Source organism: Azospirillum halopraeferens DSM 3675, assembly GCF_000429625.1.
GTDB lineage: Bacteria > Pseudomonadota > Alphaproteobacteria > Azospirillales > Azospirillaceae > Azospirillum > Azospirillum halopraeferens.
In genome coordinates this window covers 109,647-124,484 of record NZ_KE386927.1, presented here as the reverse complement: position 1 = coordinate 124,484, position 14,838 = coordinate 109,647, and the positions used below count along the sequence as shown (strand labels likewise).

The window sequence follows — 14,838 nt, the reverse complement described above, 5'->3', positions numbered from 1 at the left end:
ACAATGTGGCATCCGGTTCACTCACCATTCACCGGCGGGAAACAATACGTGGACCGGTTCACCGCGCTGAGGGTCTTCCGCACGGTGGTGGAGCAGGGCAGCTTCGCCGGGGCGGCGCGCCAGCTCGGCCTGTCGCCGGCGGCGGTGACCAAGAACCTGTCCGAACTGGAAGCGCAGCTCGGCGTGCGCCTGCTCAACCGCACCACCCGGCGGATGAGCCGGACCGAGGCGGGGGCGCTCTATTACGACCGGGTCGTGCGCATCCTCGACGCGCTGGAGGATGCGGACGGGGCGCTGGGGCCGCTCCAGCGGATGCCCGGCGGTGTGCTGCGGGTGGCGGCTCCCCTGACCCTGTCGCTGACGCGGCTGTCGGCGGCGATGCCGCGTTTTCTGGAGCGTTATCCGGCCCTGTCGGTGGACCTGCGCATGGAGGACCGCCGCATCGACCTGGTCGAGGAGGGCATCGACGTCGCCATCCGCGCCGCCACCGTCCTGCCGGACTCCAGCCTCGTCTCCCGGCGGCTGATGGCCATGCGCTACGTCGTCTGCGGCGCGCCGTCCTACTTCGCGCGCCACGGCATGCCCGCCGTTCCCGACGATCTGCGCGTCCTGTCCTGCGTCCGCTTCTCCCTGGGCCGCCACGTCGCGGAATGGACGTTCCACAAGGACGGGCACACGGTGAGCGTGCCGGTCGGCGGCCGCTACATGGTGTCGTCGAGCCTGGCCGTGCGCGACGCCCTGCTGGCCGGCTTCGGCATCGGCCTGATGCCGCACCTGTACGTGCGCGACGACCTCGCCGCCGGCCGCCTCCTCGCCGCGCTGCCGGACTGGTCGGCCGGCGAACTCGGCGTCTTCGCGGTGTACCCGTCCCGCCTGCACGTGCCGCTCAAGGTCCGCGCCTTCCTGGACTTCGTCGTCGAGGACCTGACGGACGGGGAATGCGGAGCCTATGCGGGACCGGAGGCGGGCGGTGGCATCGGCTGACATGGAACGGCGATGCGTTGCAGAAGGCCGATCACCGCGCCGGCCACATCCTGCGGCGGCCCTTCCCAGGGATAGTGATAGGGCAGCAGCCCCGGCTTGGCGTTGATCTCCAGGACGGCGACGGTGCCGGCGGTCGGCGGCTGCGCCGGGTCGGTGATCATCACGTCCAGCGCGGCGACCTTCAGGCCGGGGATGGCCGCACAGGCCCGTTCCATCATCGCACGGTACCCGGGGTGAACGGCCCCGGGGCGGGAGATGCTGTCGGCGCCGGAGGCGCCATTGGACGTCGGGTGCAGGAAGACGCGGCGGCCCGCCGCGGGCACGCTGTCGAGGTGCAACCCCTGGCGGGCCAGCATGAACGTGCGGGCATGCCCTTCGGGGATGTCGAAGTGGCCGACCACCCGGCGCGCCGCCCGCTCGCGGTGCTTGGCGTCGATCAGCGCGGCTACGGAGCTGATTCCATCGCCCAGCACGCTGGCCGGACGGCTGAACTTCACGCCGACCACCGCCGGCTCGACGTAGAAGAAGCGCCAGACGTGGCCGGGCATGCTCCGTTCCACCAGCACCGCGTCGTAATGGGCGGCGACCATCCGGAAGGCGTCGTCGATCTCCTGCGCCGTCCGCAGGCCGGGGAAGACGAGATCGCCGAGCGCGCCGCTGTTGGGCTTGACGCACAGCTCGCCCCGGCACTGCGCGGCGTAGAGCAGGGCGCCGGCCCGGTCGGCGGCGGCGAACACGCGCCCCGGCGGCGTGGGAATGCCGGCCGCCGCCAGCCGCTTCCCGGTTTCCTGCTTGTCCTTCGTGATCAGGCCCGCGGTTCCGTTGACCGGGGCGGCGGGCCCCGTGGCGAACCCGCCGCGGCTCAATCCGTGATGGCGAAAGAAGAACACCTCGGCACCGATCGGCAGGCACAGCCACGGGCTGGCCTTCGGATTCCGCTCCGCCGTGCCGCACTTGCGCGGCCAGGTGTCGGCGGCCACCACCCGGGTGGGGATGCCGGCCCGCTCCGCGGCTTCGCGCAGGACCCATGCGTGGCCGTGCCGTTCCCGGATCAGAGTGTCCGCCGGCAGCACGGTCAGCATTCCCCCCCGGACGCCGCCAGCACCCGGCGCGACTGCAGCACCGCCAGGATCGAGGGCGTCGCGACGCCGGTCAGCGCCGCCATCTTGATCAGCGCCTCGCGGCGTTGCACGAGTTCGTCTTCCGTCAGGTCCGGCACCGTGCAGAACGGCGAATCTATTTCGCTTGCCGGTTGATCACTTTGAATCTCGTTGGAATGATCGTTCTGATTGTCGTGCGTCACAGGATTCTCCATGATGTAACAAGATGAAATGGTGCCGATATTGTAGGATCATCACGGTGTCACGCTCAATGAATCCTTGGTGGGTTCTATGGCGGTGGCGATGCGGCAGAGAAAGGCGACCAGGGCGCCGGCCACATCCCGGGGCGTTCCTTCCCAGGGAAAGTGGTGCTGGAGCAGGCCGGGGCTGGAATTGATCTCCAGAACGGCGAACGTGTCCTCCGCCATCGCCGGACGGGCGGGATCGCGGATCGCCACATCGACGCCGGCGACTCGCAGCTCGGGCAGGGCGGCACAGGCCCGTTTCACCGCGGCGGTGTAGCTCGGGTGCACCGCTTCGGGGCGGGCGACGCCGTCGGCCCCGGTCTGCGCGTTGGAAAGGGGGTGAAGGAACACCCGGCGGCCGGCGGCGGGAACGCTGTGGGGTGTCAGCCCCTGGCGGCCCAGCATGAAGGCGCAGGCGTGGCCGTCGCCGATCGGGAAATGCCCGACGAGGGCACGGGTGGCGCGCTCCCGGTTCTTCGCGGCCATCAGTTCGGCCACCGTGCGGTGCCCGTCGCCGACGACACTGGCCGGCCGGCTGTGCTTCACCGCGACCACATCGGGGTCGATCCAGAAGAAGCGCCAGATCTGGCCGGGCACGCTGCGTTCCACCAGCACCGTGTCGTAACAGGCGGCGACCGCGCGGAACGCTTCGTCGATCTCCTCCGCCGTGCGCAGGGCGGGAAAGACCAGGTCGCCCAGCGAGCCGGTGTTGGGCTTGATGCACAGTTCGCCCCGGCACCGCGCGGCGTAGAGCAGGGCGCCGGCCCGGTCGTCGGCGGCAAACGTCCGGCCCGGCGTCGTCGGGATGCCGGCCGCCGCCAACCGCTGCCCGGTCGCCTGCTTGTCCCGCGCGATGGCGTGGGCGGCCCCGTTGATCGGGGCGGTCGGACCCGTGGAGAACTGACCGCGGCTCAATGAATGGTGGCGATAGAAGAACACCTCCCCGCCGATGGGCAGGCACAGCCAGGGGAAGAGGGCGGCGTCCTCCTCGATCTCGGCGCCGATCTCGTGGGGCCAGGTGTCGCCGGCCACCACCCGGGTGGGGATGCCGGCCCGCTCGGCGGCGTCGCGCAGGATCCGGGCGTGGCCGTGCCGTTCCCGGTCCAGGGTGGCGGGGCGCAGCACGCTTACACCTTCCCGCCGGGTGGCGCCGGCAGCGGGGACGGCGCAGCAATCCGCCGGAGGAAGGCGACCACGGCCCCGGCCACGTCCCGCGGTTCCCCTTCCCAGGGGAAATGGTGCTGGAGCAGGCCCGGATTGGCATTGATCTCCAGGACGGCAAGGCCATCAGCCGTCTCCGGGCGGCCGGGATCGCGGATCACCGCGTCGACGCCGGCGATCCGCAGGTCCGGCACCGCCGCGCAGGCCCGCCTGATCGCCGCCATGCAGCCGGGGTGTGCGGCATTGCGAGGCGTGATGCTGTCCCCTCCGGCCGATGAGTTCGACACGGGGTGCAGGAACACCCGGCGCCCCGCGGCGGGGACGCTGTCGCCGGTGAGCCCCTGGCGGGCCAGCATGAAGGCGCCGGCGTGGCCGATGGCGATGGGAAAGTGTCCGTTGACCTTGCGGGCGGCGCGCACCCGGTTTGCGTCCTCGACCAGCTCGGCGACCGTGCGCCGCCCGTCGCCGACGACGCTGGCGGGGCGGCTGACCTTTTCGGCAACGATGTCCGGCTCGACGTAGAAGAACCGCCGGATCTGGCCGGGTACGCTGCGTTCCACCAGGACGGTGTCGAAACGGGCGGAAACCGCGCGGAACGCCTCGTCGATTTCCTCGGCCGTCCGCAGGGCGGGGAAGACCAGATTGCCCAGCGAACTGCTGTTGGGTTTCACGCACAGTTCGCCCCTGCATTGCGCGGCATAGAGAAGGGCATCGGCGCGGTCCGTGGCGGCGAACACGCGGCCCGGCGGTGTGGGAATGCCGGCCGCCGCCAGCCGGTCCTTGGTCGCCTGCTTGTCCTTCACGAAGGCGTGTGCGCCGCCGTTCACCCAAGCCGTCGGCCCGGTGGCAAAGCTGCCGCGGCTGAGTGCAGAGAGCCGGTAGAAGAAGACCTCCCCGCCGACGGGCAGGCACAGCCAGGGAGAGGCGGCGGACCGGGCGTGCACCCGGCCGCCGATCTCGTGGGGCCAGGTGTCGCCCGCCACCACCCGGGTTGGGATGCCGGCCCGCTCGGCGGCTTCGCGCAGGACCCATGCGTGGCCGTCCCGTTCCCGGTCCAGGATGGCGGGGCGCAGCACGCTCATTTCCTTCCACCCGGCGGTGCCGGGACGATAGGCGCGGGACCACCGCTCCGCGTGACCACCTTCACCGGTTCATCGCGGCGCCGCACCGGGTGAGCTTCGGAGGAGCCGAAGATGTCGCGGGTCTCCGGGTCAAATCCGTGGGGCGTGATCCCTTTGGCCGACTGATCCATCGCGCCGCATCCATCGGTCGATTCGCCCCGCCGGTGCCATCGGGCTTCGTATGACGTTCGATAACATACGCCGATATGACTCTATCGATCAATGCATCGGATTGACCCGTCGGGTTTCACGGCCGGAAACCATCGGAACGACCTTTTCTTTCCGGCCGTGTGGGAGTTCAGGCGCGGCTGCGGGCCTTGCGAACGAGGATGCGCGTGCGACGGACCACGCCGCGCAGCGGCGCGTCGTCGGCCAGGACCGTTGCGGCGACGGCGGCCGGGCCGCGGGTCCTCAGCCTATGGGCAATGATTCTCAGCCATCCCGCCACCGCCCCGAGGGCGGGCCGGTCGACCAGTTCGAGATGCAGGAGACGCGCCCGCAACCGCGCGGCCGGACGGAAGCGCTGCGGCGGCAGCGGCATGGCCACCAGGGATGCGGCGAGGAGGAGGATGGCCGCCGCCGCGTCGCCGGCACCGGCCGCGGCGAACCGCCGGGCGAGACGGTGCCGGTCCATCTCCTCCGCCCCGCCCCGGGCCGCCAGTTCCCGCAGCTCCAGGAGCTGGCGCAGGGCGATCCGGCGTCCGCTGCGGTGGTCCTCGATCATGTGGAGGACGCAATGGACGATGCGGTGCTCCGGGCTGAGGACGCGGGCCTCGCCGGGTCCGGCGAGGGGAACGGCGGCGGCCAGCGCGTCGTCCGCCGGCAGCCCGCGGCGCAGCGGTTCGGGCAGGACATGGCGGTGCACCTCGACGGCGAAGGGCTCAGCCGGGTGAAACAGCGACGGCGCGTGCTTGCCGTCCGGATCCATGATCGGGGCGCGGGGGCCGCGCCCGCCGTAGCCGGCGGCCCGGAGAACCTCCAGGGCGCGCGCCACCTGGTCGGCGGGAAGCAGCAGGTCGATGTCCGACGACAGCCGCACGCCCGGATCGGGATAGAGATCGTCGAGCAGCGCCGCCGTGCCCTTGAGGAACACCGGCACCAGCCCGGCGGCGTTCAGGTGCGCGGTCAGGCGCCGCGCCTGGCGCACCTGGGCCGCGGCGCGCTGGCGCGCCAGTTCGGCCGCACCGTCCACGTAGTCCCGCACCGCCGGCGGCAGGCGGGGCGTCAGCCCGTGGGTGCGCACCCGCCACGCCATGGCGCCGCTGAGCCAGGACGCGTCGGCCAGGCGCAGCACCGCCGCCCACTCCGGCGTTCCCGCGGCGGCAAGGGCGGGCGGGGCGGGCGGGGGGCCCAGCAGCGCCAGCAGACGGGCCATGGCCTCACGGGACTCGCGCGCGGACGGCATGGACCCCCTCCATCCCTTCGGCCAGCGTGCCGTAACCCAACCGGAAGAAGCGCAGGCCGTTGCCCCACCGGGTCACCAGCGCCGCCGCTTCCTCCTCGCCCACCGCCCCGGTCAGCGTGGCGCCGCCGCAGATCAGGTGGTCCAGCCCCTCCAGCGGCGGCATATCCGCCACGGTCGGGCCGCGGCCGGGCCGGCGGTCGAGGATGATCACCGCCGCCGCCGGCGGACCCAGCGGCGCGACGCTGCCGAGGGTCCGGGGCGGCAGATGGCGCCGCCCCGGACCCTCGTGCACCGCCGCAACGGCCGTCGCGTCCAGCAAGGGCGCCACCACCGGCCAGCCGCTGTCGCGGACGCGCAGGGCGGCCGGGAATCCGGCGATCGCGAAGCCATCGGCGAGGACGCCGGCGGTGTCGTCGCCGAGCAGGGTCGCGCCGCCGCGGACGAGACCGAGCGCCAGCGTCGTCTTGCCGCCACCCGACGGTGCGCTCAGCAGCACGGTGACACCATCCACCACCAGGGCCGCGGCGTGGAGCAGCAGGGCCGTCCGGCGCGGTGCATGGACCAGGGGCAGCAGCCGGGCCAGGATGTCGCCGACGAGGGCCACGCGGTCCGCCGGGCGGGCGACGCACACCCCGTCGAGGTGGACGGCGTAGCCGCGGGCGTCGTCGCCGGCCATCTCCAGCTCATGGTCCGGCCGGGAGATCCCGTCGACGGCCAGCGGCAGCAGACGGGGCCGCAGTCCGAGTCTCGGGTTGGCGATGCGGCAGCGCAGGCAAACCGTCCGCTCCACCGGCTGCAATGTCAGTTCCCAGGTCACGCCGGGCGGGGTGGTTTCACCAAGGGAAGCGGGCATGGGGACAGCCATCGCCGGAAGGAAACCGGCGAAGACTGCCCCCCGGATCACGGCGGGTCAATCAACGAAAGCTTGCCAACGAAAGCTTGCCAACGAAAGCTTGCAATCAGCGTCACTGCGCCATGGCCGCGTCGATGCGCGCCAGCACGTCGGGCAGCGGGGCGTCGATGCGCCGGATGCCGTACTGGTCGAGGAACCGGGCCTCGTTCTTCGACAGCTCCCCCTCGATCACCGCCCAATGGGTGTCGGCGGAGCGCTTGGCGATCTGGCGGGCGAAGGTGCGCTGGATCTCCGCGTCGAAGCGGCAGCCGAGATAGAGGAAGCTGCGGCCGCCGCGGCGGTCGACGACGGCGGCGGGGATCGGGGTCTGGATGTCGATCTCGGTCAGCACCTCGACGAAGTCGCTGTCGGAGATCAGGTAGTTGCCGGCCGGCGAGACGCTGCCCGACGGCTTGTAGAGCACGGTCGGCCAGGCGTCCGCCGCCGCCGCCGCGGTCTCGCTGCCGTCGGGGGCGTAGTAGCGCACCCACTCCCCGGTGGACTGGGGGTGTGACAGGCCCTGCACCTGGCCCCACAGGCGGGCGGGATCGGCGGCCAGCAGCTTTTCCAGCACGTCGTCGTACCAGACGTCGACGATCAGGGGCGGGGCGGGCAGGGCGGCCACCCAGCGATGCACCGGCGTGGCCGGCACCTCCGTGCGGAAGACCCCGGTCAGGATGGTTTCCAGCGTCTTGCGGTGGCGGCGCGTCTCGATGTACTGCGCCACCGCCGTGAGGCTGGAGCGGATGCGGCCGGGGGCCGCCACTTTGGCGTTCAGGCGCTGCACCAGCTCCGCCGAGGAGCGGGGGATCGGGCAGCTCCCCTCGGGCAGCGTGGCGAAGACGCCCGGCCCCAGATAGGGCACCACGGTGCGGGCCTTCAGGCCGGCGGCGATGGCGCGGGCGGCGCTTTCGAGGGCGTCGTCGTCGAGGGCGGGAACGGCGGCGGTGTCGCTCATGGGGGGAATCCCTTCGGCCGGAGGCCCGCGGCGCCGTTGAAGTCGGGCGCGGCCGGGCGTATCTTGAAGGCATCCGCCGGGTGCTCGGTACACCCGGCGGCGCCTCCCACGTTCGGGTGATGATCGGGCGGATGTGAATCCACCGGACCCGCAGCTCGAAGCGTAGAAGGAAGATGGTAGCTTTCATGCCATCCTCCTCCGTTGCGCCGGGCGGCCAGTTCCGCCCGGCGCACCACCCTGACGTGGTGGCGCCCCGGTTGCATTCGTGTGTTCATAGGTAAATCGCCGCACCGGCACCCGTGTTGACCGTGGCGTCCTTCAGCGTGTCGACGATGAAGGCGATCTGGTCCTGCGTCACCTTGTGGTGCAGCGGCAGGGCGAGGACGCGGTCGGCCGTCTTCTGGCACACCGGGCAGTCGGCGCGGGAATGGCCGCGTTCCTGATAATACTGCTGGGTGTAGAGGGGCTGGCCGTAGTCGGAGGATTCCACCGCGTGGGTCTCCAGGTCCTCGATGATCGCCTTGCGGCCGGACGCGGTGAAGCGGGTGCCGAGGTGGACGGCGTAGACCATGGGGTTGACGACCTCCGTCCCCGGTCCCTTGTAGGGCGGCTTGATGCCCTCGAACGAGGCCATGGCCGCGTCGTACCAGGCGACGACCCGGCGGCGCTTGGCCAGGATGTCGTCCAGGCGCTTCAACTGCACCAGCCCCAGGGCGGCGTTCAGGTTGCTCATGCCCGCCTGCCAGGGCAGGGTGCGGGTGATGACGACGGTGTAGCGGTGCTCCGTCTCGCGCCGGCGCAGGTAGCGCAGGGCGTGCGCCAGCTCCCGGTCGTCGGTGACCACCATGCCGCCGCCGCCGGCCAGCAGCACGCCGGGCTCGGAGAAATCGAAGACGGCGCTGTCGCCGAAGGTGCCGACCATGCGGCCCTTGTAGGTGGACCCGATGGCCTCGCTGGAATCCTCGATCAGGATCAGGCCGCGGGCGTCGGCAAGCGCGCGAAGCTCGTCCCAGTGGGCGGGGTGGCCGTTGACGTTGCCGGCGACGATGGCGCGGGTCGCCGGGGTGATGCGGGCCGCCGCCTTTTCCGGGTTGATGGTGTGCTGCCAGTAGTCGACGTCGACGAACACCGGCGTGGCGCCGCTCAGCGCCACGGCGTGCTGCACCTGGTGCCAGCCGAAGGGGGAGCACAGCACCTCGTCCCCCGGCCCCAGGCCGTGGGCCTTCAGGGCCAGCAGCAGGGCCATGGTGCCGCCGGACACCGCCACCGCGTGGGCGCGGCCGACATAGGCGGCGAAGGCGTTCTCGAACGCCTCGGTCATGCGGCCGTCGCCGAGCGGGCCGGAGGCCAGGACGCGGCCCAGCACCTCCACCTCCGCGGCGGAGATGTCGGGATCCACCAGGGGGATGTAGTCGTCGTCCGCCGCCTCGTCCATTCAGTCGTCCTCGTCGCGCAGCGCCACCACCAGGCCGGTGGCGGCCTTCGGGTCGGCGGTGATGGTCCAGCAGTGGTTGTGGCCGTCCACCAGGAAAAGGGCGCAGAGCCCCTCCTCCCGGTACGGCTCCTCGGCCATGATGGAGGCGAAGGTGCCGGTGACCAGCAGGCCGGGGTGGGCGTCCTTGACCGCGTGCACCACGGTGCTGATGGTCTCGCCGGCGGCGAAGCGCGCGGCGGCCAGGGCGGCGACGGCGTCCAGCGTCTCGCTCGACAGGGCCATGGCGTCACTCCGATCCGATCTTGCGCGCCTCGACCGTGATCGGCAGGCGCGTGTCGGGGGCCAGGTCCGGCAGTTCCAGGGTCCAGCCGTTGGCCACCTTGACCCGGCCGCCCCACAGGCCCGGCTTCTCCATCTCCACGATGGCTTCCTCCAGGTCCTTCTTGGCGACGTAGATCGTGTAGCCCTCGCCCACCTTGCGCACCATCACCTTCATGCTTCGTCCTCCGCTTCGTGTGTCATGTCCCAAAGGCCGCCGCCCGCGCGCACAGCGGCGGCAGCGCGTCCAGCACCGCCGCCACCTCCGCCGCCGTGGTCGTCCGGCCCAGCGAGAAGCGCAGGCTCGCCGCCGCCTCCCGCGCGTCCAGTCCCATGGCGGTCAGCACATGGCTGGGTTCGTTGCCGCCCGACGCGCAGGCCGCACCCATGGACACCTGGATGCCGGCGCGGTCCAGGCGCAGCAGCAGCTCCTCGGCGTCGGCCGGGCGGCCGTGCGGGTCGGCGAAGCGGATGTTCGTCGTGTTGGGCAGGCGCGGCGCGCCCGCACCGTTCACCGCGGCGCCGGGGCAGGCGGCCAGCAGCCCGGCCTCCAGCCGGTCGCGCAGCGCCGCCGTGGCCGCGGGCGCACCCGCGGCGAGCGCCCGCGCCGCCAGCTCCGCCGCCACGCCGAAGCCGGCGATGGCCGCCACGTTCTCGGTGCCGCCGCGCCGGCGGCGCTCCTGATGGCCGTGGATCTGCACCGCCAGCGGCGTGCCCTTGCGCACCACCAGGGCGCCGGCACCCTTGGGGCCGTGCATCTTGTGGGCGGACAGGGTCAGCAGGTCGGCGGGCACCGCGGCCAGGTCCACCGGCACCCGGCCGGCCGCCTGCACGGCGTCGCTGTGGAACAGGGCGCCGCGGGTGCCGGCGATCGCCGCCGCCTCGGCCACCGGCTGCAGCACGCCCGTCTCGTTGTTGGCCCATTGCAGGGACACCAGCGCGGTGGCGTCGTCCACCGCCGCCTCCAGGTCGGCGACGGCGACCCGGCCGTCCGGACCCACCGGCAGCACGGTGACCCGCCAGCCCCGGCCGGCCAGGTCGCCGGCCAGCAGCAGGGTCGCCGGATGCTCCACCGCCGCGGTCACCAGGTGGCGGCGCGCCGGCTGCGTCCGGGCCACCGCGTGCAGGGCGCCCAGGATCGCCAGATGGTTCGCCTCGGTGGCGCCGGAGGTGAAGACCACCTCGCCCGGCTTGGCCCCGACCAGCGCCGCCACCGCCGCCCGCGCCGTCCCCACCGCCTCGCGTGCGGCCATGCCGGCGCCGTAGGGGCTGGAGGGGTTGGCGAAGCCGTCCGCGAGGTGCGGCAGCATGGCCGCCAGCGCCTCGGGCGCGATCGGGGTGGTGGCGTTGTGGTCGAGGTGGATCACGGCCCGCTCACCCCATCACGCCGGGGCGCGGGCGCAGGGTGGCGCCCAGCGGCGTCAGCTCCTCCTCGAAGCAGCCGACCATCATGCCCGCGGGGAACTCCACCAGATAGACGAAGTCGTCCGACCCTTCGGCGCGGCCGACGCGGGTGACCACCCCCGGCGTGCCCGCGGGAACCAGCAGCGCCCCGTCCCCGGCGTGGGGATGGCTGCCGTCGTTGAACAGGTCGCCGGCGGCGGCGACGCGCATGCCCCAGTCGAAGACGGGCTCGCGCGGCGGGACGAAGACCGGTTTGGTGGGTGCGGAGGCGGCGGAGTCTGACATGGCGGGGCTCCCTCAGGCTTTGGGGTCGTTGCAACGGGCGTCGATCAGCTCCAGCTCACGGGCGCGCATGCCGACGACCATGCGGCGCTCGTAAAAGTCGATGGCGTAGATGTAATACATCTGAAGATAGGTTCCGACCGAGTGGACGTAGCCGACGTCCCCGGCGTCGATCAGCACCTCGCCCATGGGGCGGTTGGGGTAGGTGCCGTCGTTGCGCACGGCGCGCAGGGCGCGGACCTTCTGCCCCACCTCCAGGGCGGGAGGGCCGGTCAGTTCGACGGCGTCGTCGGGGTGGCGGGCGGAGTTGCGCAGGGCCATGGGTCACCTCATCGGTCGGGTTCGGGCACGGTGTCGCAGCCGGCCAGACGGGCGCGGACGGTCTCGCGCACTTCTTCGACCGGGTCGTCGGCCAGCGTCGCCAGCCGGTCGGCCGGGATGCGGCTGGCGACCACGTAGCGCACGCACCAGTCGGCGTCGTGCAGCAGCACCGCCAGCTTTTCCGGCGCCAGGCGCTGGGCCACCAGCAGGCGCACCCGCGCGTTCTCGTCGCGGGCCATGCTCGTCAGCCGCTCCGGACCGATGCGCCGGGCCACCTCCAGGCGCACCTCGGGGTCCTCGTCGTGCATCATGGCGGGCAGCATGCCCTCCGGCACCCGGCGGGCGACGCGCAGGCGCACCGCATAGTCGGGGTCGCGCATGAGCGGGGCGAGGTCGCTGTCCTCCAGGCGCGCGGCGACGGCGATGCGCACCTCGCGGTCGGGATCGTCGCGCAGGCGCAGCAGGAGACGCCGCGGCAGGCGGCGGGCGACGCTGGTGCGCACCGTCTCGTCGGGGTCCTCCATCATCCGGGGCAGGTGGAAGATGGGGGCGTAGCGGATGGCGATGGCCCGCACCTCGAAGTAGGGATGGTCCAGGTGGGCCACCGCCAGGTCGGGGTTGCGCTCGAAGAAGCGCTGGATGCGCTTGGCGTAGCGGTCGTGCACGCAGGCCCGCATGGGCTCGCAGCCGCCCGCCGCCAACCGGTCGGTGAAGGCGCAGCCGGCGCAGGTGACCGGCCGGCCCAGCCAGTCGAAGGCGCCGTCGATGTCCGTCATGGCTCCTCCTCCCCGCTCTCGTGCCGGTCGGCGACGGCGATCAGGCGGCGGGCACCCATCCGGTCGTCGGGGTCGAGGGACGCCACCTTTTCCAGCGCTTCGCGCCCCTCCTCCCGCCGGCCCAGGCGCAGCAGCAGGTAGCCGACGGCGGTCAACGCGAAGAGGAAGAACCGCGGCGCAGCGTCGAGGCTGCGGAAGTCGGCGGTGGCGGGGGTGACGCCGCGCCAGTCCGGGTCGTTGACGCCCAGCCCGGCCAGCGCGTGGGCCAGCATGCGCCGGCCGTAGACCAGGGCCGGCTCCAGGTCCGCCTTGTAGAAGTGGAACTTGTAATGCGCCAGGTCGACCAGCCGGTGGCCGGGTGCCAGCGCCGCCGCCGCCGCCAGATGGCGTTCGGCGGCCGGCGCGTCGGCGTAGACCGCCGCCGCCAGATGCAGGCACCGTTCGGCCGCGGCCGGCAGGTCGCCCCCGTAGTAGCGGCGGTCCAACCATGGCTCATCCACCTCCGCCGGCATGGATGGTCTCCTCGGGTTGCCGGGACGGGTGCACCCCGGGGGCGCCGTCCCCCCTCTCCCGCGACGGGGGAGAGGGAGCCGTTTTCCGTCAGGCCGGGACGCAGCAGTCGGCCGGGCACACCGAGGCGCACTGCGGGCTGTCGAACTGGCCCTGGCATTCGGTGCACTTGGTGGCGTCGATGATGTAGGTGCCCTTCTTGAAGCTGATGGCGACGTTCGGGCACTCGGCCTCGCAGGCGCCGCAGACGGTGCACTCGGCGGACTTGATCTTGTAAGCCATGGAACGCTGTCTCCTCTGGTTGGCGGAACGGGCCGGCGCGCGGCCCGTCGTTCCCCGGTGCGGATCGGGGACGGGGTTGGCCTCAGGCCCGGCGCGCCGCGGGCTGCGACGAAGGGCGGATGACCGCATCGCGGCCGGTACGGAGGGTTGCCGTACCCTGGGCCACGCGCGCGGCGTAGTCCTTGAAGTAAGTCAATGCCGACTCTTCGATGTATTCGAAGGCGAAGCGGTCGACCGGTTCGATGCCCGCCGCCGCCAGCCTGTCCTTCGGGCAGCCGCCGATCTTGGCGACGAAGACGGCGGCGCAGTCGGCGATGGCGGCGAGCACGGTCTCGATGGCGTCCTCGTCGCCGTCACCGCCCTGACAGTACTGATCGACGCGGCGGTGGCCGACGAACTTGGCGCCGGCCGGGCCGACCTCGTAGATCTGGAACTCCCCGGCGTGGCCGAAATGCTCGTTGATGCGCTCGCCGCCCTTGGTGGCGACGGCCACCAGGATGGGGGGCACGGCGTTGCCGACGGTGTCGGCCACCTCGGCCCGGGCCGCCTCCTTCGAGGCATGGCGCACGGCGCGTTCGGCCTCCACATGCTCCCGGTAGGCGCGGCGGGTGCTGTCGTCGGCCGACACCTCCAGCGCCTCGACCTTGTCGGCGGTGAACTCGGCCCCGCGGTCCTCGCCCAGCAGGCCCACCGCGTCGGCGCGGCACTGGCGACAGTGGCGCATCAGCTTCATGTCGCCCTCGCAGCGGTCCTGCAGGGTCTTCAGCTCCTGCGCCGTCGGCCCGCGCTGGCCGGTCAGGCCGAAATGCGTGCCGTGGGCCGGGTCGGAGATCAGCGGCATGATGTTGTGCAGGAAGGCACCCCGCGCCTTCACCGCCTTGTTCACCTCGACCAGGTGCTCGTCGTTGATGCCGGGGATCATGACCGAGTTGATCTTGGCGAGGATGCCCGCCGAGGTCAGCATTTCCAGACCCAGCATCTGCCGCTCGTGCAGGATCTTCGCCGCGTCGCGGCCGGTCCAGCGCTTGTGGTTGTGGAAGATCCAGGGATAGATGCGCTCGCCCACCTCGGGATCGACCATGTTGATGGTGATCGTCACGTGATCGACGTTCATGTTGCGGATGCGGTCCACGTGGTCGGGCAGGGCCAGGCCGTTGGTGGACAGACAGAGCTTCAGGTCCGGCGCCTTGTCGGCGATCAGCTCGAAGGTGCGGAAGGTGTTGGCACCGCGGGCCGCCAGGCTGTCGCCGGGGCCGGCGATGCCGATCACGGAGAGCTGCGGGATCTCCTGCGCCACCGCCAGGACCTTCCTGGCCGCCTGCTCGGGAGTCAGCTTCTCCGACACCACGCCGGGCCGGCTCTCGTTGGCGCAATCATACTTGCGGTTGCAGTAGTTGCACTGGATGTTGCAGGCCGGCGCCACCGCCACGTGCATCCGGGCGAAGTAGTGGTGGGCCTCCTCGCTGTAGCAGGGATGGTTCTTGACCTTCTCCCACACCTCGGCCGGCATGTCGGCCGGGCCGGACGACGAGCCGCAGGCCGACGAGGTGCAGCCCGACGCCGCCGCGGGGGCGGTGGGGGTGGCCTTCAGCTCGCCGACGCCGAGGATGCTGTCCAGCGCGATCACGTTGCCCATAACCCGCT

18 protein-coding genes are annotated in these 14,838 nt (G+C 72.1%); 1 reads left to right on the top strand and 17 read right to left on the bottom strand.

Annotated elements, in window-relative coordinates; genetic code table 11:
• Window positions 1-48 precede the first annotated feature (48 nt).
• Window positions 49-984: a LysR family transcriptional regulator gene (locus G472_RS35570; RefSeq protein WP_051341268.1), complete on the top strand. Its 936-nt coding sequence runs from the start codon at window positions 49-51 to the stop codon at window positions 982-984.
• On the opposite strand, the gene G472_RS0125160 is transcribed toward G472_RS35570, so the two are convergent.
• From G472_RS0125160 to nifB, 17 genes are all read right to left on the bottom strand, one after another.
• Entirely contained in the window at window positions 948-2,066 is a 1,119-nt protein-coding gene (locus tag G472_RS0125160; RefSeq protein ID WP_029010586.1) for a hypothetical protein, read from the bottom strand. The two genes, G472_RS35570 and G472_RS0125160, sit on opposite strands and share 37 nt — an antisense overlap.
• Window positions 2,060-2,287, bottom strand: coding sequence for a hypothetical protein (locus G472_RS0125155; protein WP_029010585.1), 228 nt, complete (start codon window positions 2,285-2,287; stop codon window positions 2,060-2,062). Before G472_RS0125155 ends, G472_RS0125160 begins: the two co-directional genes overlap by 7 nt.
• Window positions 2,288-2,338: 51 nt before the next feature.
• Window positions 2,339-3,454, bottom strand: a complete 1,116-nt coding sequence (locus G472_RS0125150; RefSeq protein ID WP_029010584.1) for a hypothetical protein — start codon at window positions 3,452-3,454, stop codon at window positions 2,339-2,341.
• 2 nt (window positions 3,455-3,456) lie between these two features.
• The gene (locus tag G472_RS0125145; RefSeq protein ID WP_029010583.1) at window positions 3,457-4,572 is read right to left on the bottom strand and encodes a hypothetical protein; all 1,116 of its coding nucleotides are present in this window, start codon (window positions 4,570-4,572) and stop codon (window positions 3,457-3,459) included.
• Between the two features lie 337 nt (window positions 4,573-4,909).
• A complete protein-coding gene (locus G472_RS37625; RefSeq protein ID WP_029010582.1) occupies window positions 4,910-6,016 on the bottom strand; it encodes a nucleotidyltransferase family protein in 1,107 nt (368 codons plus the stop codon).
• Window positions 5,991-6,869 (bottom strand): hypothetical protein, encoded by an 879-nt coding sequence (locus G472_RS37620; protein WP_156927252.1) that lies wholly within the window; start codon window positions 6,867-6,869, stop codon window positions 5,991-5,993. The genes G472_RS37625 and G472_RS37620 overlap by 26 nt, the downstream gene beginning before the upstream one ends.
• Window positions 6,870-6,981: 112 nt before the next feature.
• Window positions 6,982-7,866 carry an SIR2 family NAD-dependent protein deacylase gene (locus G472_RS0125130; RefSeq protein WP_029010581.1) on the bottom strand — a complete coding sequence of 295 codons (885 nt, stop codon included), beginning with the start codon at window positions 7,864-7,866 and terminating at the stop codon, window positions 6,982-6,984.
• A 271-nt stretch (window positions 7,867-8,137) separates the two neighbouring features.
• Complete coding sequence (locus G472_RS0125125; protein ID WP_051341264.1) at window positions 8,138-9,301, bottom strand: DegT/DnrJ/EryC1/StrS family aminotransferase; 1,164 nt, start codon at window positions 9,299-9,301, stop codon at window positions 8,138-8,140.
• Window positions 9,302-9,583 (bottom strand): hypothetical protein, encoded by a 282-nt coding sequence (locus G472_RS0125120; RefSeq protein ID WP_029010579.1) that lies wholly within the window; start codon window positions 9,581-9,583, stop codon window positions 9,302-9,304. It lies immediately after the preceding gene.
• A 4-nt stretch (window positions 9,584-9,587) separates the two neighbouring features.
• Window positions 9,588-9,797, bottom strand: coding sequence for a putative nitrogen fixation protein NifT (gene nifT / locus G472_RS0125115; protein WP_029010578.1), 210 nt, complete (start codon window positions 9,795-9,797; stop codon window positions 9,588-9,590).
• 22 nt (window positions 9,798-9,819) lie between these two features.
• Entirely contained in the window at window positions 9,820-10,986 is a 1,167-nt protein-coding gene (locus tag G472_RS0125110) for a cysteine desulfurase family protein (protein ID WP_029010577.1), read from the bottom strand.
• Window positions 10,987-10,993: 7 nt separating this feature from the next.
• The gene (locus tag G472_RS0125105) at window positions 10,994-11,308 is read right to left on the bottom strand and encodes a nitrogen fixation protein NifZ (protein ID WP_029010576.1); all 315 of its coding nucleotides are present in this window, start codon (window positions 11,306-11,308) and stop codon (window positions 10,994-10,996) included.
• Window positions 11,309-11,320: 12 nt separating this feature from the next.
• Window positions 11,321-11,626: a nitrogen fixation protein NifZ gene (locus G472_RS0125100; RefSeq protein ID WP_035693709.1), complete on the bottom strand. Its 306-nt coding sequence runs from the start codon at window positions 11,624-11,626 to the stop codon at window positions 11,321-11,323.
• Between the two features lie 8 nt (window positions 11,627-11,634).
• A complete protein-coding gene (locus tag G472_RS0125095; RefSeq protein WP_029010574.1) occupies window positions 11,635-12,402 on the bottom strand; it encodes a 4Fe4S-binding leucine-rich repeat protein in 768 nt (255 codons plus the stop codon).
• Window positions 12,399-12,914: a hypothetical protein gene (locus G472_RS0125090; protein WP_029010573.1), complete on the bottom strand. Its 516-nt coding sequence runs from the start codon at window positions 12,912-12,914 to the stop codon at window positions 12,399-12,401. The genes G472_RS0125095 and G472_RS0125090 overlap by 4 nt, the downstream gene beginning before the upstream one ends.
• A gap of 88 nt (window positions 12,915-13,002) precedes the next feature.
• A complete protein-coding gene (locus G472_RS0125085) occupies window positions 13,003-13,194 on the bottom strand; it encodes a 4Fe-4S dicluster domain-containing protein (protein WP_029010572.1) in 192 nt (63 codons plus the stop codon).
• An 82-nt stretch (window positions 13,195-13,276) separates the two neighbouring features.
• Window positions 13,277-14,830 carry a nitrogenase cofactor biosynthesis protein NifB gene (nifB, locus tag G472_RS35555; protein WP_035693708.1) on the bottom strand — a complete coding sequence of 518 codons (1,554 nt, stop codon included), beginning with the start codon at window positions 14,828-14,830 and terminating at the stop codon, window positions 13,277-13,279.
• Window positions 14,831-14,838: the final 8 nt, after the last annotated feature.